Source organism: Rothia sp. 88186D007BW, assembly GCF_053544215.1.
The window spans coordinates 36,314-61,542 of the sequence record NZ_JBPPTR010000010.1; the positions used below are offsets into that span (position 1 = coordinate 36,314).

The 25,229-nt window shown below is 56.7% G+C and carries 25 protein-coding genes, 2 tRNA genes and 1 other RNA gene; 11 read left to right on the plus strand and 17 right to left on the minus strand.

From position 1 onward, the window contains the following. Nucleotides 1–135 precede the first annotated feature (135 nt). Together ACEE09_RS06960 and def are read left to right on the plus strand one after the other, a co-directional pair. Nucleotides 136–211 (plus strand) — tRNA-His (locus ACEE09_RS06960). A 64-nt stretch (nt 212–275) separates the two neighbouring features. Beyond that, nucleotides 276–848 (plus strand): peptide deformylase, encoded by a 573-nt coding sequence (gene def, locus ACEE09_RS06965; RefSeq protein ID WP_449083304.1) that lies wholly within the window; start codon nt 276–278, stop codon nt 846–848. A 7-nt stretch (nt 849–855) separates the two neighbouring features. Here def and rnpB read toward each other — a convergent pair. Further along, an RNA gene (gene rnpB, locus ACEE09_RS06970) (RNase P RNA component class A) lies at nt 856–1,213 on the minus strand. A 32-nt stretch (nt 1,214–1,245) separates the two neighbouring features. Here rnpB and ACEE09_RS06975 point away from each other — a divergent pair. Continuing rightward, complete coding sequence (locus tag ACEE09_RS06975; RefSeq protein ID WP_449083306.1) at nt 1,246–2,013, plus strand: YaaA family protein; 768 nt, start codon at nt 1,246–1,248, stop codon at nt 2,011–2,013. A gap of 4 nt (nt 2,014–2,017) precedes the next feature. Here ACEE09_RS06975 and ACEE09_RS06980 read toward each other — a convergent pair whose 3' ends face one another. Continuing rightward, nucleotides 2,018–2,914, minus strand: coding sequence for a Nif3-like dinuclear metal center hexameric protein (locus tag ACEE09_RS06980; RefSeq protein WP_449083308.1), 897 nt, complete (start codon nt 2,912–2,914; stop codon nt 2,018–2,020). 65 nt (nt 2,915–2,979) lie between these two features. On the opposite strand from ACEE09_RS06980, the gene msrA reads away from it, so the two are divergent. From msrA to epsC, 3 genes are all read left to right on the plus strand, one after another. Then, nucleotides 2,980–3,504 (plus strand): peptide-methionine (S)-S-oxide reductase MsrA, encoded by a 525-nt coding sequence (msrA, locus tag ACEE09_RS06985; protein WP_449083310.1) that lies wholly within the window; start codon nt 2,980–2,982, stop codon nt 3,502–3,504. 67 nt (nt 3,505–3,571) lie between these two features. Next, nucleotides 3,572–4,507 carry a cysteine synthase A gene (gene cysK / locus ACEE09_RS06990; protein ID WP_449083312.1) on the plus strand — a complete coding sequence of 312 codons (936 nt, stop codon included), beginning with the start codon at nt 3,572–3,574 and terminating at the stop codon, nt 4,505–4,507. 202 nt (nt 4,508–4,709) lie between these two features. Beyond that, nucleotides 4,710–5,294: a serine O-acetyltransferase EpsC gene (gene epsC, locus ACEE09_RS06995; RefSeq protein WP_449083314.1), complete on the plus strand. Its 585-nt coding sequence runs from the start codon at nt 4,710–4,712 to the stop codon at nt 5,292–5,294. Nucleotides 5,295–5,416: 122 nt separating this feature from the next. Here the strand turns inward: epsC and gndA are convergent, their stop codons facing one another. From gndA to ACEE09_RS07015, 4 genes are all read right to left on the minus strand, one after another. After that, nucleotides 5,417–6,895 carry an NADP-dependent phosphogluconate dehydrogenase gene (gene gndA / locus ACEE09_RS07000; protein ID WP_449083316.1) on the minus strand — a complete coding sequence of 493 codons (1,479 nt, stop codon included), beginning with the start codon at nt 6,893–6,895 and terminating at the stop codon, nt 5,417–5,419. A 216-nt stretch (nt 6,896–7,111) separates the two neighbouring features. Further along, on the minus strand, nt 7,112–7,780 hold the full coding sequence (locus ACEE09_RS07005) for a hypothetical protein (RefSeq protein WP_449083317.1): 669 nt from the start codon (nt 7,778–7,780) through the stop codon (nt 7,112–7,114). 200 nt (nt 7,781–7,980) lie between these two features. After that, nucleotides 7,981–8,053: transfer RNA gene (locus ACEE09_RS07010), tRNA-Val, on the minus strand. Nucleotides 8,054–8,317: 264 nt separating this feature from the next. Then, a complete protein-coding gene (locus ACEE09_RS07015; RefSeq protein ID WP_449083319.1) occupies nt 8,318–8,734 on the minus strand; it encodes a DUF3052 domain-containing protein in 417 nt (138 codons plus the stop codon). A gap of 379 nt (nt 8,735–9,113) precedes the next feature. Here ACEE09_RS07015 and aceE point away from each other — a divergent pair, with 379 nt between their 5' ends. The 5 genes from aceE (at nt 9,114) to ACEE09_RS07040 (ending at nt 15,893) form a co-directional block, all read left to right on the plus strand. Then, complete coding sequence (gene aceE, locus ACEE09_RS07020) at nt 9,114–11,855, plus strand: pyruvate dehydrogenase (acetyl-transferring), homodimeric type (RefSeq protein ID WP_449083321.1); 2,742 nt, start codon at nt 9,114–9,116, stop codon at nt 11,853–11,855. A gap of 234 nt (nt 11,856–12,089) precedes the next feature. Next, nucleotides 12,090–13,001, plus strand: coding sequence for an ACP S-malonyltransferase (locus tag ACEE09_RS07025; protein ID WP_449083322.1), 912 nt, complete (start codon nt 12,090–12,092; stop codon nt 12,999–13,001). Between the two features lie 24 nt (nt 13,002–13,025). Beyond that, complete coding sequence (locus tag ACEE09_RS07030) at nt 13,026–14,051, plus strand: beta-ketoacyl-ACP synthase III (RefSeq protein WP_449083324.1); 1,026 nt, start codon at nt 13,026–13,028, stop codon at nt 14,049–14,051. Nucleotides 14,052–14,285: 234 nt separating this feature from the next. Then, entirely contained in the window at nt 14,286–14,525 is a 240-nt protein-coding gene (locus ACEE09_RS07035) for an acyl carrier protein (protein ID WP_449083325.1), read from the plus strand. A gap of 96 nt (nt 14,526–14,621) precedes the next feature. Continuing rightward, the gene (locus tag ACEE09_RS07040; RefSeq protein WP_449083326.1) at nt 14,622–15,893 is read left to right on the plus strand and encodes a beta-ketoacyl-[acyl-carrier-protein] synthase family protein; all 1,272 of its coding nucleotides are present in this window, start codon (nt 14,622–14,624) and stop codon (nt 15,891–15,893) included. Between the two features lie 157 nt (nt 15,894–16,050). Here ACEE09_RS07040 and ACEE09_RS07045 read toward each other — a convergent pair whose 3' ends face one another. The 11 genes from ACEE09_RS07045 to trmD all read right to left on the minus strand — a co-directional run bounded on the left by ACEE09_RS07045 (nt 16,051) and on the right by trmD (nt 25,225). Beyond that, nucleotides 16,051–16,602 carry a DUF3145 family protein gene (locus ACEE09_RS07045; protein WP_449083328.1) on the minus strand — a complete coding sequence of 184 codons (552 nt, stop codon included), beginning with the start codon at nt 16,600–16,602 and terminating at the stop codon, nt 16,051–16,053. 32 nt (nt 16,603–16,634) lie between these two features. Continuing rightward, entirely contained in the window at nt 16,635–17,636 is a 1,002-nt protein-coding gene (locus ACEE09_RS07050) for a tyrosine recombinase XerC (protein WP_449083330.1), read from the minus strand. 42 nt (nt 17,637–17,678) lie between these two features. Next, nucleotides 17,679–18,923, minus strand: coding sequence for a DNA-processing protein DprA (gene dprA / locus ACEE09_RS07055; RefSeq protein WP_449083332.1), 1,245 nt, complete (start codon nt 18,921–18,923; stop codon nt 17,679–17,681). Continuing rightward, a complete protein-coding gene (locus ACEE09_RS07060) occupies nt 18,920–20,470 on the minus strand; it encodes a YifB family Mg chelatase-like AAA ATPase (protein ID WP_449083334.1) in 1,551 nt (516 codons plus the stop codon). Before ACEE09_RS07060 ends, dprA begins: the two co-directional genes overlap by 4 nt. Nucleotides 20,471–20,472: 2 nt before the next feature. After that, nucleotides 20,473–20,889 carry a YraN family protein gene (locus ACEE09_RS07065; protein ID WP_449083336.1) on the minus strand — a complete coding sequence of 139 codons (417 nt, stop codon included), beginning with the start codon at nt 20,887–20,889 and terminating at the stop codon, nt 20,473–20,475. Nucleotides 20,890–21,178: 289 nt separating this feature from the next. Beyond that, nucleotides 21,179–21,514 carry a DUF2469 family protein gene (locus ACEE09_RS07070; protein ID WP_449083337.1) on the minus strand — a complete coding sequence of 112 codons (336 nt, stop codon included), beginning with the start codon at nt 21,512–21,514 and terminating at the stop codon, nt 21,179–21,181. Continuing rightward, the gene (locus ACEE09_RS07075) at nt 21,511–22,293 is read right to left on the minus strand and encodes a ribonuclease HII (protein WP_449083339.1); all 783 of its coding nucleotides are present in this window, start codon (nt 22,291–22,293) and stop codon (nt 21,511–21,513) included. The genes ACEE09_RS07070 and ACEE09_RS07075 overlap by 4 nt, the downstream gene beginning before the upstream one ends. A 4-nt stretch (nt 22,294–22,297) precedes the next feature. Further along, the gene (lepB, locus tag ACEE09_RS07080) at nt 22,298–23,032 is read right to left on the minus strand and encodes a signal peptidase I (protein WP_449083341.1); all 735 of its coding nucleotides are present in this window, start codon (nt 23,030–23,032) and stop codon (nt 22,298–22,300) included. Between the two features lie 50 nt (nt 23,033–23,082). Further along, on the minus strand, nt 23,083–23,739 hold the full coding sequence (lepB, locus tag ACEE09_RS07085) for a signal peptidase I (protein ID WP_449083343.1): 657 nt from the start codon (nt 23,737–23,739) through the stop codon (nt 23,083–23,085). 23 nt (nt 23,740–23,762) lie between these two features. Next, nucleotides 23,763–24,110, minus strand: a complete 348-nt coding sequence (gene rplS, locus ACEE09_RS07090; protein WP_449083345.1) for a 50S ribosomal protein L19 — start codon at nt 24,108–24,110, stop codon at nt 23,763–23,765. 299 nt (nt 24,111–24,409) lie between these two features. Beyond that, a complete protein-coding gene (trmD, locus tag ACEE09_RS07095) occupies nt 24,410–25,225 on the minus strand; it encodes a tRNA (guanosine(37)-N1)-methyltransferase TrmD (RefSeq protein ID WP_449083346.1) in 816 nt (271 codons plus the stop codon). Between the last annotated feature and the right edge of the window lie 4 nt (nt 25,226–25,229).

The window sequence follows — 25,229 nt, forward strand, 5'->3', positions numbered from 1 at the left end:
TCTTACCTGCGGGGCTCGTGAGCGTACTCACCCTCGTATCTGCCTTTTTGATTTGCGGGGAATAAAAACTGGGTGTAAGCTAGTATCCGTTGCCAAAACAAGCCGGTCGCTGAGTCGGTAGTTTTTGTGAACATGGTGGTCGTAGCTCAGTTGGCAGAGCGCCTGGTTGTGGTCCAGGAGGTCGCGGGTTCAACCCCCGTCGATCACCCCATGTAAAAGGGCTGCTACGATTTTTATCGTAGCAGCCCTTTTTGTTTTTCTTGAAAGGTTTTCTCATGACTGTTTTGCCTATCGTTATCCACGGTAACCCGGTGTTGCACCGCCCGGCCGCTCCGGTGACCTCTTTCGATGATGAGTTGCGCAAGCTTATTGACGATATGTATGAGACTCAGGATGTCTCTAACGGTGTGGGCTTGGCTGCCCCCCAGGTGGGTGTGGGCCTGCGCCTTTTTACCTATACATTTGAAAATGAGGACGGCGTTCCCCCGGTTGGTGTGGTGGTGAACCCGGTTTTGACCTTGGGCAAAATTTCAACGGCTGACCCTGACCCTTACGATGAGGTTGAGGGTTGCCTGTCTTTCCCTGGTTATTCTTTCCCCCTCAAGCGTGCCGAGTGGGTGACCGTTAACGGGTTCGATGGTGAGGGTAACCCTTTGAAGTTTGAGGCAACTGGCTGGTTTGCCCGTGTGATGCAGCATGAGACTGACCACCTTGATGGCAAGCTCTATGTGAACCGTTTGAACGCTAAGTACAGCAAGAAGTACAAGAAGGTTGTGAAGGCTGAGGGCTGGACTACTGAGGGTAATACCTGGACTCCGGGTGTGGACCCTGACCCTTTCGGCCACTAGAGCATAAAGAACGGGACGCCCGATAAGCCGGGTTCTGTACCTGCCCTGAGGCAGGTGGCAATCATCCATCTAGACCCGTCGTTGCCAGCGGGTTCAAGCAGCCTACCCGGGCGCTTCACCGCACTGGTTACTGGCGCGCCCTGTTTGGCCTTGCTCCGGGTGGGGTTTACCGAGCTACCGCAGTCACCTGCGGTACTGGTGAGCTTTTACCTCACCTTTTCACCCTTACCCCCTTGGTGGGGCGGTTTATTTTCTGTGGCACTGGCCTGCAGGTTACCCTGAGTCGACGTTATCGACCACCCTGTGCTGTGGAGCCCGGACTTTCCTCGAAGCTGTTTCTGCCTCGCGATTGCCTGGGCGTCCCGTTCTGGGGTTCTACTTTACTACACTGGTGGGTATGTTGATTTTGTTTCCGCCGTCTGAGGGTAAGACTCCTGCCACATCTGGTCCGGGGGTTGAGTTGGGTGAGCTGGTGGCTCCTGCGCTAACGGAGGCTCGTGAGGCTGTGGCAGATGAGTTGGTGCGGGTCAGTGGTTTACCTGATGCGGCTAAGCTTTTGAAGGTGGGCCCGTCTTTGGTGGTTGAGGTTGAGCGAAATACCCGCTTGTGGGAGGAGCCTGCGGCGGCAGCGTCTGAGATATATTCGGGGGTTTTGTTTGAGGCTTTTGGGTATAGTTCTTTGGGGGCGCAGGCGTGTGAGCGGGCGGATAGGGCGGTGCTGGTTTTCTCTGCTGTGTGGGGTCTTGTGAGGCTGACCGATCGTATTCCGGCTTATCGTTTGTCGATGGGTACTCGTTTGGGTGAGATTGGTGATCTAGCGAAGTTTTGGCGGGGTGAGCTGGGCAGGCCGCTGGCTGAGTTGACCGGGGATCAGCTGGTGGTTGATGGGCGTTCTGCTGCCTATGCGAAGGCGTGGGCTCCTGCCCCGCAACGTCATGTTTTGGTGAGGGTTGAGAGGGTTGCTGCTGATGGTAGCCGCAAGGTTGTCTCTCATATGGCTAAGCATTATCGGGGCTTGCTGGGCCGCTACTTGGTGGAGCAGGGTTTGACTGATATTGAGGACGCCGGTGAGCTGGCTGAAGTCTTGCAGGAGGGGTTTGAGGTGGAGCTGCTCTCCCCCACCGAGAAGAAGCCAGGTGTTATGACTCTTCTGGTGAGGGACTAGTTCTTTAGCGGGTTGAGGCGGAGCCTGATACGTCCCCGGTGGAAACGGTGAAATCCCAGGGGTCGGTGTTGAGGGTTGAGACGTAGGTGTCGATAGTGAAGCCTCGCTCCTCCAGTTTTTCGGTGAGGTGGCGGGCTACCCCGTCCATCCAGAGCCATTCACTGGCGAAGTGGGAGCAGTCGATAAGGGCTGGGGTGCCGCCACTGATGAGGGCTTGTTCGCGAGCTTCTGAGGCTGGGTGGTGGCGTAGATCAGCGGTGATGTAAACATCTGCTTTTGCGGTGCGCACCTGGTCAAAGAGGGAGTCCCCAGCACCGGTGCAGAGGGCTATTTTTTGCACCTTTTGATTAGGACGCCCTGCAATGCGTAGCCCTCCTGCTGTTGCTGGAATAAAGTCTGCTATTTTTTCGGCTAGTTCCTTGAGGCTGATAGGGGCAGGTAAGCTGCCGATACGGCCGATGCCCACGCGGGCGTCCGCCCCTTCTATTTCTCGTGTCTCTTCACCGGATAGGATCTCGGTATCTGTGATTCCCAGCTTGTCCATGAAGGCATCATTAGTGCCGTGCGGGGCAGAGTCTACGTTGGTGTGGGCCCCTAACAAACCGCAACTGGCCTCGATGAGGGTGTGCACGATTTCGCCCTTGTAGTCGGTATCGGGCAAGAAGGAGGCCCCACGCAGGAGTAGGGGGTGGTGGGTGATGAGTAGCCCGGCACCTTTCTGGGCTGCTTCTTGGGCTGTTGCTACGGTGGCGTCCACCGCGAATCCCACAGTGGTAACAGGAGCGTCGGAGCGGCCCAGAACTAGGCCAACAGCGTCCCATTTTTCGGCGATAGCGGGTGGGAAGAGGTCGTGGAAGGCCTGGGTTACATGGTTGAGTGTGGGGGTTGAGAGTTCAGTCATGCCCCCTATTCTGTCATGAGTGAGCAGCCGGGAATAAGACCGTCAAGCCCCTGGTTACTCCTAGCATGCAAAGTTTTGTTTTAGGCGGCGGCTGCTTTTGGTGCATAGATGCTGTCTACCGCCAGTTTGAAGGAATTACCGCCAGCATCGCTGGTTACACCGGCGGGCACACCGCTAACCCTACCTACCAGGAGGTCTGTTCGGGAACGACAGGCCACGTTGAGGTGGTCAAGGTGGAGTTCGATGAGACTATCATCCCGGCTGAAACCGTGCTCGATATTTTCTTCACTTCTCATGACCCTACGAGTTGGGATAGGCAGGGGGCGGACGCCGGCACCCAGTACCGTTCAGCCCTCTACTACCAGGGGGAGGAGCAAAAAGCCCTCTTTCAGGCAGCACTTGAGAGGGCCTCACAGTGGTGGGAGCAGCCCATCGTGACAGTGCTAGAACCTCTAGGTACTTTCTATGAGGCTGAGGACTACCACCAGAACTACTATGCCCGTAACCCCTACCAGGGCTACTGTATGGCTGTCATTAACCCCAAGCTGGCTAAGACTAGGGAACATTACGCCAGGTTTCTTAGAAGTTAAGCCCTCCCCCTTTGTTTCGTAGACTAGAGGGCGAACCATCTATCGCTTCCACCTGAAAGGTGTAACCATGTCAAAGATGTACAAGAACATCACCGAAGTTGTCGGCAGCACTCCCCTCATCCGCCTCAACCGCCTGGATGCAGACCTGCCCGGCAACATCGCGGTGAAGCTGGAATTTTACAACCCCGCTAACTCTGTTAAAGACCGCATCGGTGTCGCTATTATCAACGCCGCCGAGAAGTCAGGTGCTCTCAAGCCTGGCGGAACTATCGTTGAAGGAACCTCAGGCAACACCGGTATCGCCCTAGCAATGGTAGGTGCCGCTCGTGGCTACAAGGTCATCCTGACCATGCCCGAAACCATGAGCAACGAGCGTCGCGTCATGCTACGCGCCTACGGCGCTGAAATCGTGCTGACCCCCGGTTCTGAGGGTATGCGCGGTGCCGTTGAGAAGGCCAAGGAAATCGTAGCCTCCACCGAGAACGCTATTTTGGCCTCACAGTTCTCCAACGACGCTAACCCCGAGATCCACTACAAGACCACCGGCCCCGAGATTTGGGAAGCTACCGAGGGTAAGGTTGATATCTTCGTTGCTGGTGTGGGCACCGGTGGCACCGTCTCAGGTGCCGGTAAGTACCTCAAGGAGCAGAACCCCGAGGTAAAAATCGTTGCTGTTGAGCCCAAGGATTCTCCCCTACTCACCGAGGGCAAGGCTGGCCCCCACAAGATTCAGGGCCTGGGCGCTAACTTCGTGCCTGACACTCTCAACCGCGACATCTACGACGCTGTCGCAGACGTAGCTATTGACGATGCTGTAGCCACCGCCCGCAAGCTAGGCATAGAAGAAGGCATCCTCGGCGGTATCTCTTCCGGTGCTGCTGTCTGGGCAGCTCTTGAAGAGGCTAAGAAGAGCGAGAACGCCGAGAAGCTGATTGTCGCTATCGTCCCTGACTTTGGCGAACGCTACATCTCCACTCTGCTCTACGAAGACATCCGCGGCTAAAAACACCACCGCAGACGTCGGGCACCTCGCTGATTAGCAGCGGGGTGCCCGCTCCTATGAAGGGCGTATAATTCCATTCGGGCCCTGCCCGGGTGTGACCTACATATTTCGGGTGAGACGGAATTTCGTTCTGCCGGTGACTGTTGTAGAGTTCAGCAGGAGCGCTATCAGGGCTCCCCTGCCCATAATGTTGAGGAGAAGCATGAGTTTCCGAGCGCGCCTGCGTGAAGACTTAGACACCGTCAAAGCACATGACCCCGCAGCCCGCGGTGATATGGAAATCATCATCAACTATTCGGGTATGCACGCGATTTGGGCCCACCGGGTAGCCCATAAACTCTGGCAGACAGAATCTACCCGAACCTTAGCCCGCACCCTGAGCCAGTTTGCCCGGTTCATGACGGGCATTGAAATTCACCCCGGTGCAACCATCGGCCGGCGCTTCTTCATTGACCACGGCATGGGGGTAGTTATCGGTGAGACCGCTGAAATCGGCAATGACGTCATGCTGTATCACGGGGTGACCTTGGGTGGGCGTTCACTTGAGAAGGGTAAACGCCACCCCACCATTGGCGACCGGGTAACTATCGGTGCTGGCGCCAAGATTTTGGGCCCTGTTCTTATCGGTGCTGGCTCCGCAATTGGTGGTAATTCTGTGGTCGTGCATGACCACCCGGAGGACTCCATTATTACCGGTATCCCGGCTCGCTCGCGTCCGCGCACCCCAGAGAATAAGAAGCCGCTGGTGGATGCTGTGGAGTATGTGGACCCCACCATGTGGATCTAGCTCTACCCCTAAGTGCAACAATGCCCTATCACATGCAGGTGTGATAGGGCATTGTTTCATACTGTTTTGTGCCCCGCCTGCACGAGCACGGCGGGGCGCAGATTGATGAGCCTCAGGGGTGGCTAGTGGGTGTGGGAGTCCTCAGCGTTAATTTCGCTGCGGTCGCCGCTCCATTCGGTGTGCCACATGCCCTCAGAGTCGATACGACCGTAGGTGTGAGCGCCAAAGAAGTCACGCTGGCCCTGGATGAGGGCAGCAGGCAGACGCTTGCGGCGCAGGCCGTCGTAGTAGCTCAAGGATGAGGCAAAGACAGGAACGGGAACGCCCTCAGCAGTTGCCTTGGCAACCACACGGCGCCATGAGGGAACGAGTTCTTCCATGAGCTTCTTGAAGCCAGGAGCCAGGAGCATGTTGGCGGGGGCATCGTCCTTATAGGCGTTCATGATTTCGCCTAGCAGTTCTGCGCGAATGATGCAGCCGGCACGCCAGAGGCCAGCAATAACATCGAGCTTAAGGTCCCAACCGTATTCGTCACCGGCCTTGGCCAGCATATCTAGACCCTGAGCGTATGAAACTAGCTTAGAAGCGAAAAGGGCCTTGCGGACGTCCTCAATGAACTCTTCATCACCGTTAGCAACAGCGGTTGTTGCGATTAGACCAGCAGGCAGTTCTTCTTGGGCCTGCTTTCGGGCCTCAACGGCACTTGATGAGAGTGCGCGTGCAAAAACGGATTCGGCGATAGCAGAGACGGGAACACCGAGGTCAAGGGCTGCCTGTACGGTCCAGCGGCCGGTACCCTTCTGGCCTGCTTGGTCAACGATGATATCGACCAGGGGCTTGCCGGTTTTAGCATCCACCTGGGCTAGGACCTCAGCGGTAATTTCGATGAGGTAAGAGTTGAGCTCAGTGGCGTTCCACTGGGTGAAGATTTCTGCTTGGGTAGCAGGTTCGAGCCCTGCAACGGTGCGGAGCAAGTCGTAGGCTTCGCCGATGACCTGCATGTCAGCGTATTCGATACCGTTGTGCACCATCTTGACGAAGTGGCCGGCACCGCCGGTTGAGATCCAGGCGCAGCAGGGGTCACCGTTGGGTGCTTTGGCTGAAATTTTTTCGAGCAGGGGGCCTAGGGATTCGTAGGACTTAGCTGAGCCACCGGGCATGATGGAGGGGCCGTTCAGGGCGCCTTCTTCACCGCCAGAGACACCGATACCAACAAAGTGCAGACCCTTTTCAGCAAGGGCACGCTCACGGCGGATGGTGTCAGGGAAGTGAGAGTTACCGCCATCAATGATGACATCCCCTTCATCGAGCAGAGGTTCGAGTTGAGCGATCACAGCATCAACGGGGGCACCTGCCTTGACCATAATCAGGATGCGGCGGGGAGCTTCAAGGGAGTCGACCAGTTCCTGCAGGGTTTCGGTGCGCACGAAGTCGCCTTCATTGCCATGAGCTTCAAGCAGGGCGTCAGTTTTTTCAACGGAGCGGTTGTGCAGGGCAACAGTGTAGCCATTGCGGGCCAGGTTGCGGGCCAGGTTCGCACCCATGACGGCCAGGCCGGTTACACCAATTTGTGCCTTACGAGCAGTATTGTTTTCAGTCATACCTTTAAGACTACGCTGACCGGCTCAATTTGTGCTTCAGCAGCGGGTGAGATGAAGCAAACTCTCACATTCTGGGAGCCTGTTGCCGTTCCCTCACGGTCTTTGTCAAAAGGCGCAGGTGGCTCCCCCATAGGGGCGGGCCCGCTAGGGCGGATCAGAAAGTGCGAGAGGAGCGCGGCCTGATGCCGCGCTCCTTCCCAGGTGAGGGTATACCGCTTATCCTCGTGCGGTGTGAGTAATTGTTGAGACGGTAGCAGAAGAACCCTCATAAGTGTAGGTGGCAAGGTAGCCTGAGTAGAGGCCGCTTATTCCATCTACGCCCATGGAGCCATCTTCCGCAGTAAAACGGCCGGCGATATTGGTGGAGATATCTGTCTGCTTAACGGCCTGTGAGACAGCGGGAGAACTAGCTATAAAGTAAGTAGGCCCTGTGTTATAGGTTGCGGTGTAGATCAGGAAGTCGGCGGATGATGCTGTGGTTCCATCAGCTAGAAGTACAGTGGCCTGGTCAGAGGGTTTCATGGGGGCCCATACGGTCGCACCTACCCCGTAGTGAATATTCACTTCATCAATCGTGTAGGCCTTATTGCGGGGAATAAGCAGATAGTAGGTGAGTTCGGTAAGAAGGGCAGTAGTATCGGTGCCATCTATCTGATAGAGACGGAAGCCGGTTGAGCCACCCTCCATAAGGGTCTGGATGGTTTGGCCGGTGAAGTTCACCAGGTCTGTTGATCCAGCACTCTCGAAACTATAGAAGTCGTTTGATCCTTGGGCTACAAGGGTAGTGGAGGGCGATGCGGCGTAGGCAGGAATCGCAGCAGTTGCAAGGACGGCAGGTGCAGCCCAAGTAGCGCCCTGAAGCAGAGTACGACGTGAAGTAGTCACAGTAGGTTTCCCCTCTAATGTGTTTGGGTGTGCAGAGTAAAACTGAGCTATCAGTTTATCTAGAATGTACGCGTTGACAGGGGAAAACTGCGCCTAGATAGTACCCACATATGCGCCCACACTCCTCCATATATGTGCCCACATCTAGGGATAAAGTCGAGAAATAAAAAAGTCCCGCACCGAAGTGCGGGACTTATCTGTGGGTCCTACCGGGATCGAACCGATGACATCCACGGTGTAAACGTGGCGCTCTACCAGCTGAGCTAAAGACCCTTATGTCTCTTCCGCGTTATCTCTCGCGGCGACATGTAATACTCTACGCAAGCTAAAACCCTCGCGCAAATCGAAAACCGCCCATAAGGCACAAAAAGAGTCAATTTTCTGCCTATTTTTCACAGACAGGGTTCAGAAAATACCTATTTGACATGGGGTTATATTTTTCTTAAAAAATTATTAAATTTTTTTCTACCACCAACCTTTCATCAGCAGAGCCTACGAAAAAGGGCCCCCGTCCACCACGACGAAAGACCCTCATCTTCATTTCCCCTGCTTCATAACCAAGCGTGAAGCAGCCCAGTCTTGAGCTAGAGACTCAGTTGTAGTCACATGTAAACCAGCAAGTGGAGCAGCTTCTTGAATTTCGGCCGGAGGAACATAACCCTCTCGACCAGACTTGGGGGTCATCAGCCAAACCACACCGCCCTCATCTAGAGTTGCCAGAACGTCCATAAGCCCGTCAACCAAATCACCATCTTCGGCACGCCACCACAGCAAGATACCATCGACGACTTCTTGATCATCTTCATCTAGCAGCTCTGTGCCCAGAAAATCCTCCAGGTCATCACGCAAATCGAAGTCAACGTCCTCATCGTAGCCAAACTCCTGCAATAGGCTGCCAGCAGGCAGGCCCAGCTTCAGGCCAACAGTCTCTTTAGTAGCACCGGTGGCGCTCACGTATGTCCTCCAAGAATCAACAGCAAAAGTAACAGGCCGTCATAATTCAGACCCAGCCCGCCTCCATTCATTAGACACAGCCAAGTGCACAGAGGCGTTCTTAGTTCCTACTGAACACGCTTCAAGGCCCCAAATCAACAGAACACGGCCAAAATAGGTCAGCTATTTTCACCTTTATAAAAAGAAGAGACAAGTGACGGCTAACTCACACTACTTAATTCTTCAAACCACATCCATAAAACGGGTAATTTGTGACAACATAGAAGGGAAGTTGTCTTAGCGGCTACCTCCGGTAGCGTAAGGCATACATCCAAGGTTCGCCGGGCGCATCCGCTGCCGCAGGTGAACATAACCCCCTACAACAAAGAGAGGTTGACTAGTGGGACCCTCAGAAACGAACGACTTCGTTTTAAGTGCACTAACCAACAGCTTCACCGACAACGATCCTGAAGAAACCAATGAGTGGATTGAGTCTTTCGACGACCTAGTTGAGGCTCACGGCACCGAACGCGCACAGTTCATCGTACGATCACTCATGCAGCGTGCAGGTCAGAAGTCAATCACCGTACCCATGGTGACCACCACTGACTACATCAACACCATTCCTGTCGACCAGGAACCCGAATACCCCGGTGATGAGCAGCTTGAACGCCGCTACCGCGCAATGCTGCGCTGGAATGCAGCCGTCATGGTTCACCGTGCACAGAAAGCTACCCTAGGCGTTGGTGGCCACATTTCCTCCTACGCTGGTGTAGCGACCCTCTACGAAGTAGGTTTCAACCACTTCTTCCGTGGCCGCAACCACCCCGGTGGTGGAGACCAGGTCTTCTTCCAGGGCCACTCCTCACCCGGTAACTACGCACGTGCCTTCCTCGAAGGTCGCATTACCGAAGAGCAGCTCGACGGCTTCCGTCAGGAAAAGACCAAGCAGGGTAACCACCTGCCCTCTTACCCCCACCCCCGCAACCTGCCTGACTTCTGGCAGTTCCCCACCGTTTCTATGGGTCTTGGCCCCTTGAACGCAATCCACCAGGCACAGTTCAACAAGTACCTGCACAACCGCGGCATCAAGGACACCTCCGACCAGAACGTCTGGGCCTTCCTGGGCGACGGTGAAATGGACGAGCCCGAGTCACGCGGTGCTCTGCAGCTAGCTGCCAACGACAAGCTCGACAACCTGACCTTCGTCGTCAACTGTAACCTACAGCGTCTGGACGGCCCCGTTCGTGGTAACGGCAAGATCGTTCAGGAACTTGAAGCCTTCTTCCGCGGCGCAGGCTGGAACGTCATCAAGGTCCTCTGGGGCCGCGAATGGGACTCCCTGCTCGAAAAGGACAAGTCAGGCGAACTCGTCCGCATCATGAACGAGACCCTCGACGGTGACTACCAGACCTACAAGGCTGAGTCCGGCGGCTTCGTCCGCGAGCACTTCTTTGGCCAGACCCCTGAGACCAAGGAACTCGTTGCAGACATGAGCGACGACGAGATCTGGGCTCTGAAGCGCGGTGCACATGACTACCAGAAGGTCTACTCAGCTTTCAAGGCAGCTGTAGAGCACAAGGGTCAGCCCACCGTTATTCTTGCTCAGTCTGTTAAGGGCTACGGCTTGGGCCCCTCCTTCGAGGCTCGTAACGCTACCCACCAGATGAAGAAGATGACGATGGAAGACTTGAAGAACTTCCGCGACCACCTTCGCATCCCCATCTCTGACGAAGAGCTGGAGAAGGACCTCTACAACCCGCCTTACTACCACCCCGGTAAGGACTCAGAAGAGTACAAGTACCTCATGGCTCGCCGTGAGGAACTGGGCGGTTTCGTCCCCTCACGCAAGAACGCTCAGCCCAAGATCACCCTGCCTTCTGACAAGGCATACAAGGGTGCACTCAAGGGCACCGGCAAGCAGATGGCTGCTACCACCATGGCCTTCGTACGTCTGCTCAAGGACCTCATGCGTGAGAAGGACTTCGGCCACCGTATCGTGCCCATCATCCCCGATGAGGCTCGTACCTTCGGTATGGACTCCTACTTCCCCACCGCAAAGATTTACAACCCCAACGGCCAGAACTACCTGCCCGTTGACCGTGAACTGATGCTGGCCTACAAGGAATCACCTGAGGGCAAGATTATCCACGTAGGTATTAACGAAGCCGGTGCTACATCTGCCTTCACCGCTGTCGGTTCCTCCTACGACACCCACGGCGAGCCGATGATTCCGGTTTACGTCTTCTACTCAATGTTTGGTTTCCAGCGCACCGGCGATGCCTTCTGGGCAGCAGCTGACCAGCTGTGCCGCGGTTTCATCATGGGTGCAACTGCTGGCCGTACCACCCTTACCGGTGAAGGTCTGCAGCACGCCGATGGCCACTCACCTGTTCTGGCCGGTACTAACCCCGCAGTAATCCACTACGACCCTGCCTACGGTTACGAAATCGGTCACATCGTCAAGCGCGGTATCGAGCACATGTACGGTGATAAGGACGAAGACCACAACGTCATGTACTACATCACCGTTTACAACGAGCCTATTCAGCACCCCGCTGAACCCGAGAATCTCGATGTTGACGGCCTGCTTGGTGGTATCTACCGCCTGCAGGAGGCAAAGAACGATGGCCCCCGCGCCCAGCTTCTTGCCTCAGGTGTTGCCGTTCCCTGGGCAGTCAAGGCACAGCAGCTCCTTGCCGAGGACTGGGGCGTCTCAGCAGACGTCTGGTCAGTTACCTCATGGACCAGCCTGCGCCGCGATGGTCTTGCCGCCGAGCGTGAACTGCTGAAGAGCCCTTCAGCTACCCCCCGCACCCCCTTCGTTGCCCAGCAGCTTGAGGGTGCAACCGGCCCCATTGTTGCCGTGTCTGACTACCAGACCGACCTGATGGACGGTATCCGCCAGTTCGTTCCCAACGAATTTGCATCCCTGGGTACTGACGGCTTCGGCTTCTCAGACACCCGCGCCGGTGCTCGCCGCTTCTTCAAGATCGACGCCGAGTCCATCGTCGTCCGCACCCTGCAGATGCTAGCTAAGCGTGGCGAAGTCCCCGCTGACGCACCTGCTAAGGCCTTCGAGAAGTACGACCTGGACAACCTCAACGCAGGTTCTTCAGGCACCTCCGGTGGCGACGCCTAAGCCTCTGTGCTAATCGTTCACTCCTGTGAGTGAGCTACGGTGGCCCCCACGGTATATACCGTGGGGGCCACCGCCACAATATCCCCATTTCTAGGTGTGAGATTTCTTGGCTTTTGATATTGAGAGCTGTACTGGCACGGCTAACGCCCTGACAGGAGTAGGATAGTTATTTAAACAAAGTACTAAGAACTTTCAAGTTCTAGATTTCAAACTCTACTTTCAAGGCGGTTACGCGTGATAGCACTGGTGTGCCCCGGCCAGGGGTCGCAGAAGCCCGGGTTCCTCTCCAACTGGTTAGACGTAAACGGGGTACGCCCCCACCTCGAACAGCTCTCAGAAGCTGTGGAGCTTGACCTGATTCATTACGGCACCGAAGCCGATGAAGAAACCATCAAAGACACCGCTATTGCCCAACCCCTCATCGTGGCCGCTGGGCTAGTAACCGGCCGCCTGGCCCAACAAGCCCTCACAGGGCACAACCTCATCTTTGCCGGCCACTCAGTAGGCGAAATTACCGCCTCAGCCCTAGCCGGCGTCCTGAGCGAAGAAGAGGCCATGCGCTTTATCAAGGTGCGTGCAACTGGCATGGCTCAGGCTGCTGCTTCTTCCCCCACCGGCATGGCTGCTGTACTCGGCGGAGTTGAAGATGAGGTCCGCACCGCCATTGCCGAGGCGCACCTGACTGCTGCAAACTCCAACGGTGGCGGGCAGATTGTTGCTGCTGGCTCCCTAGAGGCGCTAGCAGCCTTCGCTGAGAACCCGCCCGCCAAGACCCGCGTCATTCCGCTGAAGGTAGCAGGTGCCTTCCACACAGACTACATGGCAGCAGCCCAAAAACCCCTGGCAGATTTTGCTGCTGGCCTCTCCCCCGCAGAACCCACTGCAGAACTGCTCTCTAACTACGACGGTCAGCCCATTATCTCAGGTGCAGCAGCCCTTGAATCATTGGTAGCTCAAGTGACCCGCCCCGTCCGCTGGGATCTGTGCATGGCAACCCTCTCCGAGCGTGAAGTAACCCGTCTAGTTGAGGTTGCCCCCGCGGGCACCCTAGTTGGCCTGGCAAAGCGCGCAATGCGTGGCACTCCCACCTCAGCTATCAACACCCCCGAAGACCTAACCGCCCTAGCCCAAGCCCTGCAGGCCTAAAATTCTCCCGAAAGGAACCTCTCTATGCCTACCCTCAAACAGGTTGAGATGAACCGTTACTCCCGTATCTTGGGCTACGGCGCCTGCCGCCCCGACCTTATCGTCACTAACAACGATGTGGCCGGCCCCATCGACTCCTCAGATGAGTGGATCGTTCAGCGCACCGGCATTAAGACCCGCCACCGTGCATCAGAAAAGATTTCTGTGACAGATTTGGCCGTTGGCGCAGCCAAGGACGCCCTCGCCGCTGCAGGTGTACAGGGTGAAGAGCTGGACGCCATTATTGTTGCCACCATCTCCCACCCTTACGCCACCCCCTCCCTGGCAACCCTAGTAGCTGAAGCAGTCGGTTCTAAGGCTCCCGCCTACGATATTTCAGCAGCCTGCGCTGGCTTCTGCTATGGCATCGCCCAGGCCGACGCCCTAGTACGCTCAGGCACCGCCCAGAAAGTACTGGTCATGGGTGTTGAAAAGCTCTCAGACCTCATCGATAGCACCGAACGCACCATCTCCTTCCTGCTCGGCGACGGCGCTGGCGCAGCGGTAGTAGGTGTCTCCGATCAGCCCGGTATCGGCCCCACCATCTGGGGTTCAGACGGCGAACGCTGGAACGCAGTTGGCATGACCCACTCCATGCTCGATATTCGTAACCGTGACTTTGTGGCAAACCCGGTCCAAGAGGGCGAGAAAATCTGGCCGACCCTGCGCCAGGACGGCCAGACCGTCTTCCGCTGGGCTGTATGGGAGATGGCTAAGGTAGCACAGCAGGCTCTCGACGCTGCCGGTATCACCGCAGATGACCTGGGCGCCCTAGTGACCCACCAGGCGAATATGCGCATCATTGACCAGATGGTCAAGACCCTCAAACTCCCTGAGAGCGTTATGGTAGCCCGCGATATTGAATGCTCCGGTAACACCTCTGCAGCCTCCGTTCCCTTGGCTGCCCACCAGCTACTCCAGGACAACCCCGAACTATCTGGTAAGTTTGCCCTGCAGATTGGGTTCGGTGCGGGCCTAGCCTACGCGGCCCAGGTTGTAGCCCTTCCCTAATGTGCCTTAGGGAAGATACATGGGGCGGGCATCCGCACCATAGTTTGGTTAATTGTTAGATTTATTTCAAAAATTAGGTGACGTCACAGTTTAGCTTTGTGCGGGCTAGGGGCTACACTCAATTTTGGAAGCTAAAGTGGGTACTGCCCACTTAACCCTTAACTGCTGCGCACACCTGCGCGGTGAGTTACTCCAGTGGCCACAGGCCACTCATACTAAGACGAAGGAGCCATCATGGCAGATCAGAACGAAATCCTCGCAGGTCTTGCAGAAATCGTGAACGAAGAGACCGGTGTAGAGGTTGAGGACGTCCAGCTCGAGAAGTCCTTCACCGAAGACCTGGACATCGACTCCATCTCAATGATGACCATTGTTGTAAACGCTGAGGAAAAGTTCGGCGTAACCATCCCCGACGAAGAGGTCAAGAACCTGAAGACCGTCGGCGACGCTGTTACCTTCATCGCTAACGCCTAAGACGCGTTTAACCAGGTTGGGCACGCTCGAATCGTGCCCAACCTGCTTTTTATTCTTACCCCCACCAACCCAAGACTGTATTCGAAGGAATCAAGCATGACGCGTAAAGTTGTGGTTACCGGCCTCGGCGCCACCACCCCCATCGGCGGGGATGTTCCGACGACCTGGAAAAATGCGCTTGCAGGTGTCTCAGGCATTACCACTATTGAAGAGCCCTGGATTGAGGAATTCGACCTGCCAGTTTCTATCGCTGGCCGTGCAGCTGTAGAGGCTGTTGAGTCAGGCCGACTCACCAAGGTCGAGGCCAAGCGCCTAGACCCCTCAGGGCAGTTGGCTCTAGTTGCCGCCCGTGAAGCCTGGGAAGATGCCGGGTTCAGTGGCCCCGATGCTGAGTCCGCCGAAGAATGCGACCCCATGCGAACCGCAGTTGCTTTTGGTACCGGTATCGGTGGCGTGTGGACCCTGCTCGATGCCTGGGACACCCTGCGCGAAAAAGGCCCACGCCGTATGCTACCTATGACGGTGCCCATGCTCATGCCCAACTCCAACGCAGCCGCTGTATCGATGAACCTAAAGGCCCGTGGCTCTGCTCAGACCGTCGTCTCAGCCTGCGCCTCATCTACCGAAGCTCTTGAGCTAGGTTTGATGCTGATTCGTTCAGGTAAGGCTGATGTGGTCATTGTCGGTGGCTCTGAGGCTGCCATTCACCCCATGACGATTGGTGCTTTTGCAAAGATGCAGGCCCTGTCAACCCGCAACGACGACCCTGCCGGGGCTTCTCGCCCCTACGACACGGGCCGCGATGGTTTCGTCATGGGTGAAGGCGGTGCTGCCCTGATTCTTGAATCTGAGGAGCACGCTCTGGCACGTGGCGCACGTATCTACGCTGAGCTGGCCGGTACCGGTGTCTCAGCGGACGCCTACCACATCACCGCTCCTGACCCTGCGGCCCTGGGCGCTACCCGAGCACTACAGGAAGCACTAGTCGATGGCGGTATTTCCCCTGAGCAGGTTGTGCACGTGAACGCGCATGCAACCTCTACCCCCGTAGGTGATATTCCTGAGTCCTTGGCTTTGCGTGAGGTCTTTGGCGAACACACCGATAAAGTAGCTGTTTCTGCGACCAAGTCCATGACCGGCCACCTGCTTGGTGGCGCCGGTGCCCTTGAGGCTGTTCTGACTGTTCTTGCGGTTTACCACCGTAAGGCTCCTTGCACTATCAACCTTGAGGAAAAAGACCCTCAGATTGATTTGGACGTTGTCACTGAGGCACGCGACCTCCCTGCTGGTGAGATTGTTGCTGTCTCCAACTCCTTTGGCTTTGGTGGTCACAACGCTGTAGCGGCCTTCCGTAGCGTCAACAACTAAAAGAGGGGCGGCCTAGTGCCCGCTCTTAGCTGGTCAGGGGCCCTCCTGTATGAACTTCGGTTCAGACAGGAGGGCCCCTTTTCTATGCCCTGGTGCCCAGATTTTATGCCCGGCGTTCAGAAGGAAATGCTCCTCAGAAGGTAGCAGGCTCTCAGCCTTAGGCCCGGAGCCTGACGGTAGCGCTGGCAGAGCTAGCCTTGGGGCGCAAGACCTCAAGTTCTTCGTCCCAAGGCTGGCCCACAGCCACAGAGAACTGCCGGTAAAGCTCGTCAAAGTTACCGGCTGCCTGCTCAAAGGCGTAGCGTATGCGGTCTTCGGTCACAGTAAAATTGCCCTGTAAATCTACCGGTAGAGTGCAGATGCCCAGCTGGGGGGTGTGCATAATACGCAGGGCATCTGAGGTGGCGGTGCGGCGCTCGGTAACTTCAAAGTAGCTGGCTGAAAACTGCCGGAGGGTCGAAGCGATCAGGGCTGCCCCGCCGCTACTACCCTGCCAGCTGATATCTGCACGATGGTAGCCCGGTTTGTGGGGCTGATTCTGCCAGGTGGGGGTAAGCCGGTGAGCTGTGAGGTTTTCAAGAGCCCAGGTGACGTGGCTGGTGAGGGCCGATGGTACAGCTAGCAGAAAGATTGAACCGCCGGTAGGTGTGCCGGTGGTTTCTGGGGGCAGTGGAAGGGGCTGGCCGGTCTTTTCTGCTGGTGAAAACATGGTCTTCCCATCCTATACCTTTAGCCTTACCTTTAGGCCCGCGGGTGGGCCCTACGATAGGCCTGAGCAAGACGGTCTACCGACACATGGGTGTAAACCTGGGTGGTCGCTAAGGAGCTATGCCCAAGAAACTCTTGCACGGCTCTAATATCTGCCCCTCCATCGACCATGTGGGTTGCTGCCGTATGGCGAAAGACGTGGGCGCCGGTAGCTTCGGTGTCGTCAAGAGTCCCTAGCAAGGTAGTGAGGTCCTGGCGGATTTGTCGAGGGTTGGCGCGTTTACCTTGGGGGCCGATGAAGAGAGCATTTTGGCCAGAATCCCCGGCCCCGATAGCTGGGTTTGCTTCGGGAAGCCACTGGGGGCGTCCTGCCACAACCCAGCGGTTGAGGGCTTGCATAGCTTGAGCCCCAAACGGCACAACCCGCTCCTTATTTCCTTTACCCAGCACGCGCAGGGTCCGTTGGTTCCGGTCGATGCTGGTAAGGTCAAGCCCGGTGAGCTCTGAAATACGCAACCCGCTAGCATACAAGAGCTCCACGACCGCCTGTAACCGTAAAAGCCGGGCGTCTCGTGGGGCCTGGCCCAGTGCGGCGCTAAGAGTAGCTGTTAGCCCCTGCATCTGGGCTTGGCTCAGGACGGCAGGCAGGTGCTTGCTTTTCTTGGGCGTAGTCAGTTTGAGGGCGGGGTTAGCCTCTATGAGTTCTTCTTCCTCTGCCCAGGTGAAGAAGGTACGCAAGGACGAGGTGCGCCGGGCCATGGAGCTGCGGGCTGCTTGTTTGCGGTGATGGTGCGCTAGCCAGTCTCTAATGATATCTAGAGTGATATGAGAGAGATGGGTGATGCCGTACCTACGGGCGTAGGCGAAAAAATCCGATAGGTCAGAACGGTAGGCCCGAATAGTTTGAGGGGAACGATGAAGCTCGTAGGTGAGGTACCGTTCAAAAGCTTCAAGGGCACGCACAAATTCTCGATCTTCATCAACCGTTGAAGCCCCAATTTTGAGGGTGGTGGGTAACTGGTCGGCAGGTTGCACCGTTCTGCTCCTTCCTGCGATGGCAGAGATCAGGTTTTCATTCTATCCTTGCTTCTCTGCCATAGGTGTTTTAGCTTTTCGCCAGCCCGCCCCGCTCTGCTCTGCTAGGCTCAGTCGGTCAAGCTGAGATAAAGTGACCATGACTATTCGGGCAGGTAGCGCAAGGTCGGCGCTGAGGTGTTCAAGGGCAGCCGGGTTGCCTAAGGGGAGTATGTCCCAGACCCGCCGCTGGGTTTCGGTCAGGGAGTCTAAGAGTTCTTGCTGGGCAGAGGGGGCTGAGAAGAGACTGGTTTGTTCTGGTATAAGTTTCGATGTTCTATCTGCAAGTATCTGACGTGTGTCGGTGACCAGCTGGGCGAGGCCGTCACGGATGAGCCGGTGGCACCCTTCTGAGGTGGGTGAAAAGATGGGGCCAGGAACAGCATAAACTGGGCGGCCCAGTTCCAAGGCATGGTGGGCTGTGTTGAGAGCACCACTGCGCCAGCGAGCTTCAACCACCACACTAGCTCCGGTTAAGGCGGCGATTAGTCGATTGCGTTGAAGAAACCTATAACGGGTAGGGTTCTGCCCCAAAGGAACCTCGCTGAGCAAGAGGCCCCGTTCAATGATCTGGTGCAGTAGCCGTTCATTCGGTTTAGGGTAAAGACGGTCCAGGCCTCCGGCCATGAGTGCTACCGTGGGCAAGGGGCCGCTTGCTGTTGCCAGGGCTGCCCGGTGGGCGGTGGCGTCCACCCCAAAGGCTCCGCCAGAAACTACTGTGTAGCCTTGGTTTGCCAGTTCACCGGCCAGGTGGCTGGTTGCTGAGTTGCCGTAGGAGCTGACGTCTCGTGACCCTACTACCGCGTAGCTCCTTTCGGTGCTCAGGTGACTCAGCAGGTGGCGTTCTCCCCTGCCCCACAGGCCCACCGGTGTTTTTTCTGCCAGGTCGTTCAGGGCCTGCGGCCAGTCTGGGTCTTCAGGGATGCAGAGCCAACTGTTGCTGGCTCTAGCTAGGGCCATATCTTGTTCGGCGCTGATACCTGACCGTCTGTTCTTCCAGCGTTGAGTGCGTTCACTAATGGCAGCGGTGAGGGCCGGGGCCGCAGAGAGATCGTGCGCCCCAGCTTGGTCAAGGTGCTCTGCTAAGAGGTCGGGGGTGAGGGCCTGGCGGCCGGTCAGGTAATCTGCGGCAAGCACCGGGCCTACTAGCTGAATGAGGGTATAGGTTGCGGTGTCTTCTGGGTCGGTGATGCGCAGAATCTCTGTGCGCGCTCTACGAACCTGCTGGTAGGGGTCTTGGGTTATCATGGCTGGTTACTTTCACTGGCGTGGTTGCGGAAGTAAAGGGCAAGGTCAAGGTGGTCTTGGCTGGGGCTGGTTGCCCCATCCAGGTCGGCTAAGGTCCAGGCTGTGCGGAGTACCCTGTCGTAGCCGCGTGCGGTTAGGGTGCCGTGGTCAAGGGCCGTCGAAAGAGATGAGGTGAGTTGGGGTGCGAGTCTCAGAGGCCCCCGCAGAATTGTGCCGTTAGTCTCTGCGTTGGTGCTCGCCCCTAAGGGTTTCAATCGTTCTGCTTGGGCTTGCCTGGCCTGGCTGACCCGCTGGCGAATCTCATCTGAGCATTCGTTATTTCCGCTGTTTGCAAGGTCAACGGCAGTTACTTTAGGTACGCTGATATGAAGGTCAATACGGTCAAGGAGTGGGCCTGATAACCGGCTGAAATAGGTTCGTCGTTCCCGGCTGGTGCAGGTGCACTCTAACCCCCGGCCTACGTTATAGCCGCAGGGGCAAGGGTTGGCAGCTAAAACGAGCTGAAACCTGGCCGGGTAGCGGGCTGATGCAGCTGAGCGGCTAATGGTCACTTCGCCGTTTTCTAGGGGCTGACGCAGGGAGTCAAGTACACTGCGTTTGAACTCTGGTGCTTCATCAAGGAAAAGCACTCCCCTATGTGCTTTAGAGATACACCCCGGCTTAGGCATGCCCACGCCCCCACCCATAATGGCTGGGGCGCTTGCGGTATGGTGGGGTGCTTCGAAAGGTGGCCTAGTGATGAGCTCAGTTAGAGGTTCACCCATCTGGCAGAGCGAATGCACGGCGGTGACATCTAAAGCATCGTGGGGCGAAAGATGAGGAAGAATGCCGGGTAGACGTTCAGCGAGCATGGTCTTGCCAGAACCGGGCGGGCCTGTGAGGAGCAGATGGTGGCCCCCAGCGGCCGCGATTTCAAGGGCTAGTCGCCCCTCAGCTTGCCCGGCGACATCCGCCATATCTGCGCTGTGCCCTGGGGTTCTCTGCACTGGGTCAGCCATCTGGGCGCCGGTGAGGGCAGGTCTTTTAAGTTGTGTGGGATCTGCACACCCTAAGGCTTCAAACACCTCAGCTAGGCACCTTACCCCGGTAATTTCTACCCCGTCGATCAGGGCAGCTTCTTGGGCGTTACCAGCAGGGACAACGACTCGTTGGTGCCCAGCATCCCGGGCTGCCTTGACGGCAGGCAGTACACCAGAGACCGGTCGTACACTCCCATCGAGGCCCACCTCACCCAGAAAAACAGTGCGCCCTGAAGGCCCTAACTGGCCAGCAGCCTGCTGGGCTGCAACAAGCATAGCCACATCAAATACCGAGCCGCGTTTAGGCAAGGTTGGCGGGGTGAGATTAATGGTGAGCTTTTGGGGAGGTAAGGGCAGGCCAGAGTTCTTAGCCGCAGACCGCACCCGGTCTTTAGCCTCATTCAAAGAGCTATCAGGCAAACCAAGCAAAACAAAACCAGGTAGGGCCGCTGAAATATCAGCTTCTACCTCTACCAGATAACCAGTCACACCTACCAGGGCAACAGAATAGGTTCGGGCAAAAGCCACAGTTACACCACCGCCTGACGGTGCTCATACACAAACCTCGTGGGGCTGCCACACAGGGCAATGGCATCTACCCTCATGCTAGAATAAGGAACCTGGTGTTCTGCCAGCCAAGCATAGGCAAGCTGCCGTAACTTCTGACTTTTGCGGGCAGTAATCGCCTCAAACGGGTGCCCATAACCTGTGCCGGCGCGAGTTTTAACCTCAATAAAGACGATGGCCTGGTGGTTATCACGCATCACCAGGTCAAGTTCACCTCTAAGCGGTGGCTGGCCTGCTAAGGGGGAAGGGCGCCAGTTACGGGCCAGCAAACTATAGCCCTGTTGTTCTAACAGGGCCAGAGCAGTATCTTCACCCCATCTGCCAAGGTCTTTCGGTGGCATAGAAGCACGCGATGGGCTGGGTGGGAGCTGAGAGTACATGGCTTCCTCCTGGTAGTCCTGGGTCTAGCTCCATCATGGTGCTCTCTTCCCGCCAACCCCAGCTCCTGCCCCCTTGTGGAAAGTACTAATCCCAGCACTTCACCAGGTCAGAGGCCCTTTTTATACCAGCACGGTCGGCCTACTGGTGCACCTATGACGCAAGATAACGCCCGGTCAGGCCTTTATCCTCAGCTAGCTGCACCGGGCGTCCGCTCATATCATCATCCCTCTACACAAAAAGCCCGCCTGCTTCCCCGTGTAGGAAGTAGGCGGGCTGACAGACCATTTTTTAGGCAGAACCAGGGTCAAAGTCGCTCATAGTCGGCACCACAAAGTCCTCTGCAGCAGTACGTTCTTCAACATTCACATCACGCACAGAATAAACCTTCACGTTCTTCACGAAACGAGACTGCCGGAAAATATCCCACACCCACACATCCTGCATCTCAACCTCAAAATATAAGGAACCATCAGCAGTTCGCGGGACCACCTGCACCTGGTTAGCCAGATAGAAACGACGATCGGTCTCAACGATATAGGTAAAAAGCTCAGCTACATTCTTATACTCCTCATACAAAGCAAGCTGGGCACCTGATTCATAGCTCTCAAGATCTTCTTGGCTCATCCTTCTTCTTTCTCTCGTTCGACCATAGCCTGCTGGATCTGCTCGCCGGTAGCAGGCAGCGACCAGCTCAACCGGTGCACAGGGGTAGGGCCTTTAGCGTCAATAGCTGTGCGATGGGCTGGTGAACCATACCCCTTATTCTTAGCCCACCCGTAGCCCGGGTAGCGAGAATCCAGCTCATCCATCAAAGTATCGCGCTCAACCTTAGCTACCACTGAAGCAGCAGCAATCGACGCACACCGATAATCCCCCTTAATTTCCATCTGAACAGGCCCAAACCAGCCGCCTGGCTCCCCTGCCTGGCCGGCCCACGCTTCAGCAACCAAGCCCTGGTAGAGGGAAGTTGCCGCATCCCCATCACTGAAAAGGTCGGGTTCAGGGGCAGAAAGCCAGTTATGCTTACCATCCAAAAGGACGGCATCAGGGTAGGCCCCCGCCGCAGCAACCTGGGCAAGAGCCCGCTGCCCTGCTAAACGCAAAGCGGTTGTAATGCCCAAAGCATCAATCACAGCAGGGCTAGCATGGCCCACCGCAGTTACAGCCCACTGCCTCACCTGAGGGGCCATCGCCACCCGTTTTTTCTCGGAAAGAGCCTTAGAATCAATAAGACCCTCGATAGTGAGCTGAGCGCTGGAATCTATGACGGCAACACCCACGGTCACTGGCCCGGCAAGTGGCCCGCGGCCCACCTCGTCCATGCCAGCAACTAGGGTTTTACCCGCCGCAAACATTCTTGCTTCAACGCTTAGGTCAGCAGAAACCGGTTCTTTAACGGGCACGGTCTTACTCGGTGGCAGGGACGGAGGCAAAGACGTCATTATCTCCGCCAACGAAAGTAAAGTTAGAGATCGGCCAGGCGACCACAAAGACCTCACCCACAACGTCAGCGTCGTTAATGAACTCAGTGTTGGTCTGAATGTGATAGCGCGAATCAGCAGAATTAGAGCGGTTATCGCCCATCACAAAGTAGGAGTTTTGAGGAACAATCACATCAAAAGGTAGCTCAGTGGGGCGCACACCCGGTTTGAGGTAGGCCTCATCAATTTCTACACCGTTCACAGAGATACGGCCATCGACGGTGCCCACAAGGTGGTCACCGCCCACACCAATAACTCGCTTGACCAGATAGTTTGATGAGCCATCAGGCATGATCCCTACAAAGGCTAGGGCATCACGCACCGGGTTGGAGCTGCTGGAGACAGGCATCCAGCCCTGGGTGTCTTTAAAGACGACGATGTCGCCGCGCTCAGCTTCGGTAAAGAGGCCACCGGCTACGTTCACGAACACGCGGTCGTTAATCTGTAGGGTGTCTTCCATGGAGCTTGAGGGGATGTAGAAGCCTCGCACCACAAAAGTTTTGAGCAGAAAAGCGATAAGAATCGCGTAAAGGATAATGAGGGCGTACTCTTTGACCGCGCTGTTTTCGCGGCGGCGCTTGCCCCCACGGGGTTTGTCGGTAGCGGCAATGGCGGACCCCTGGGTTGAGGCCTCGATACTGTCTGAGTTCTGTTGCTCCATGAGCACGCACCCTTCTGCTGTGAACGTGTTTAGGGAATAGTCTAATAGTTTTACCTAGGAGCTTGGCCAAAGCGTTGGGCTGGCCAGGCAATAAAGACTGGGCTGCCGATAATTTTATCGGTGCGAATCATACCGCCACCGGGTGCCCCCAGCAGGGCCCTTGAATCAGCGGACGCCGAACGGTGGTCCCCCATCACCCAAATGCGCCCCTCGGGCACCTGCACACTAAAGCGCACATCACTGGCGGTATCGCCAGGGTAAAGGTAGGGCTCGGCGATTGGTTGCCCATTTACCAGTAGGGAGCCGGTGGTATCGCAGCATTCAACGGTATCACCTGCTACCCCGATGACGCGTTTGATGTAGACCGTATCTGAGCCGATGATTCCCAGCCACTGCCCGGTTCTTGTGAGTGGGTCACGCACCCAGGGGTTTCCCGGCGTGTAGGGGGCGAAGGAACCAGTACCGTCAAAGACCACCACATCACCAGCTTGGGGGTAGGTGGCCAGTTTTGAGACGAGAATACGGTCCCCCGACTCGTAGGTTGGTTCCATGGAACTTGACGGTATGTAGAACACATCAATCAGGAAGGAGCGAACCAGCAGGAGCAGGGTGAAGGCTAGGGCTGCGGCAACAGCAACAAGGCGCCAGCCCTGTAGAAAGGGTTGGCGCCTTGGCTCAGAAGAGTCGGCGTTGAGGCCAGTCTCCATAAACCTGGTGAAACCTAAATGGCTTAGGCTTCGCGCTTCTCGCGGATACGAGCAGCCTTACCGTGACGGTCGCGCATGTAGTAGAGCTTTGCACGGCGGACGTCACCGCGGGTGACAACCTCGATCTTTTCGATGACGGGAGAGTGTACGGGGAAGGTACGCTCTACGCCGATACCGAAGGAAACCTTGCGGACGGTAAAGGTTTCGCGGACGCCAGCGCCCTGACGGCCAACAACGAAGCCCTTGAAGACCTGGACACGGCTGCGGTTACCTTCAACAATGTTGACGTGTACGTTCAGGGTGTCACCGGGGCCGAACTCGGGCACGTCGGTGCGAAGTGACTTGTTGTCAATGAAGTCAAGAGTCTGCATTGAGTTTCTCCGTGAATATCTCTGCCGCAGGTCAAACATATTCGGTGTATTTCGCAGGCAGTGTCTAAGGGTCACCAGGTGGTGCCAGACTGATGCTGTCTGCGATGAATTCTTATTTCACCGTGCTCTGAACGGTCAGAGCCGGTGGCTCATACTGTTACCGGTCGCTCTTCCCCCTGCGGCAGGGGCGCACCCAGCATGAACACAAAGAAAAATTATCCCACAGAAAACCCGCCTGCACCAGGGGCGCTGCGGCGGGCGTCCTGAACTTAAATGTGAGCTTACCTACTTTAGGTGCGCTATTGTGCCGGTTCGCCCTGAGCTGCCGCCTGGCGGGCAGCTTTCTGCTCGGTGTGCAGTTCCTGTAGGAGCTTGCGGTCTTTCTTATCCCAGTTTTCAGCAGGGTAGGCCTTGACCATATCGGGGCGGCGGGCAAAGGTGCGTTTAATTTGCTCATCACGCCGCCAGCGGGCAATGGCCCCGTGGTTACCTGAGAGCAGGACGGGCGGCACCTCCTGGTTTCGCCATGTGGCAGGCTTAGTGTAGACCGGGTATTCCAGTAGCCCACCGGTGTGGGACTCCTCAGCCAGGGACTCTGGGTTGCCCATCGCGCCGGGTATCAGGCGGGTAATGGCCTCAATCATGACCATCACAGCCACCTCACCCCCATAAAGCACATAGTCGCCGATGGATACCGGCAGCACCCTAAATTCGGTTTCGGCCCAGTCCAGCACGCGCTCATCGATGCCTTCGTAGCGGGCCGGGGCGAAGACGATGTGTTCTTCTTCGGCCAGGTCGTAGGCCATCTGCTGGTTAAAGACGGCGCCGGCGGGTGAGGGCACAATCAGCAGGGGCTTGCCCCCGTCCGCCCGTGCGGACGCCGGTGAGTTAGCCAGTGCCTGGTCTAGAGCCAAGCCCCAGGGTTCGGGTTTCATGACCATGCCCGCTCCCCCGCCGTAGGGGGTATCGTCTACTGTTTTGTGGCGGTCAAAGGCGAAGTCACGCAGGTTGGTCAGGTGTAGGTCGACCTTGCCTGATGCGCGGGCTTTGCCCATGAGGGAGAGTTCTAGCGGGGTCAGGTATTCGGGGAAGATGGTGATGACATCAAAGCGCATGGGG

Bases quoted from the DNA above. Each gene is read 5' to 3' on its own strand.
- ACEE09_RS07065 (WP_449083336.1), bottom strand. From the start codon at position 20,889: ATGTACTCTCAGCTCCCACCCAGCCCATCGCGTGCTTCTATGCCACCG.
- cysK (WP_449083312.1), top strand. From the start codon at position 3,572: ATGTCAAAGATGTACAAGAACATCACCGAAGTTGTCGGCAGCACTCCC.
- ACEE09_RS07070 (WP_449083337.1), bottom strand. From the start codon at position 21,514: ATGAGCCAAGAAGATCTTGAGAGCTATGAATCAGGTGCCCAGCTTGCT.
- ACEE09_RS06975 (WP_449083306.1), top strand. From the start codon at position 1,246: ATGTTGATTTTGTTTCCGCCGTCTGAGGGTAAGACTCCTGCCACATCT.
- ACEE09_RS07040 (WP_449083326.1), top strand. From the start codon at position 14,622: ATGACGCGTAAAGTTGTGGTTACCGGCCTCGGCGCCACCACCCCCATC.
- ACEE09_RS07045 (WP_449083328.1), bottom strand. From the start codon at position 16,602: ATGTTTTCACCAGCAGAAAAGACCGGCCAGCCCCTTCCACTGCCCCCA.
- msrA (WP_449083310.1), top strand. From the start codon at position 2,980: ATGCAAAGTTTTGTTTTAGGCGGCGGCTGCTTTTGGTGCATAGATGCT.
- ACEE09_RS07035 (WP_449083325.1), top strand. From the start codon at position 14,286: ATGGCAGATCAGAACGAAATCCTCGCAGGTCTTGCAGAAATCGTGAAC.
- trmD (WP_449083346.1), bottom strand. From the start codon at position 25,225: ATGCGCTTTGATGTCATCACCATCTTCCCCGAATACCTGACCCCGCTA.
- def (WP_449083304.1), top strand. From the start codon at position 276: ATGACTGTTTTGCCTATCGTTATCCACGGTAACCCGGTGTTGCACCGC.
- ACEE09_RS07030 (WP_449083324.1), top strand. From the start codon at position 13,026: ATGCCTACCCTCAAACAGGTTGAGATGAACCGTTACTCCCGTATCTTG.
- lepB (WP_449083341.1), bottom strand. From the start codon at position 23,032: ATGGAGCAACAGAACTCAGACAGTATCGAGGCCTCAACCCAGGGGTCC.
- gndA (WP_449083316.1), bottom strand. From the start codon at position 6,895: ATGACTGAAAACAATACTGCTCGTAAGGCACAAATTGGTGTAACCGGC.
- dprA (WP_449083332.1), bottom strand. From the start codon at position 18,923: ATGATAACCCAAGACCCCTACCAGCAGGTTCGTAGAGCGCGCACAGAG.
- epsC (WP_449083314.1), top strand. From the start codon at position 4,710: ATGAGTTTCCGAGCGCGCCTGCGTGAAGACTTAGACACCGTCAAAGCA.
- ACEE09_RS06980 (WP_449083308.1), bottom strand. From the start codon at position 2,914: ATGACTGAACTCTCAACCCCCACACTCAACCATGTAACCCAGGCCTTC.
- rplS (WP_449083345.1), bottom strand. From the start codon at position 24,110: ATGCAGACTCTTGACTTCATTGACAACAAGTCACTTCGCACCGACGTG.
- lepB (WP_449083343.1), bottom strand. From the start codon at position 23,739: ATGGAGACTGGCCTCAACGCCGACTCTTCTGAGCCAAGGCGCCAACCC.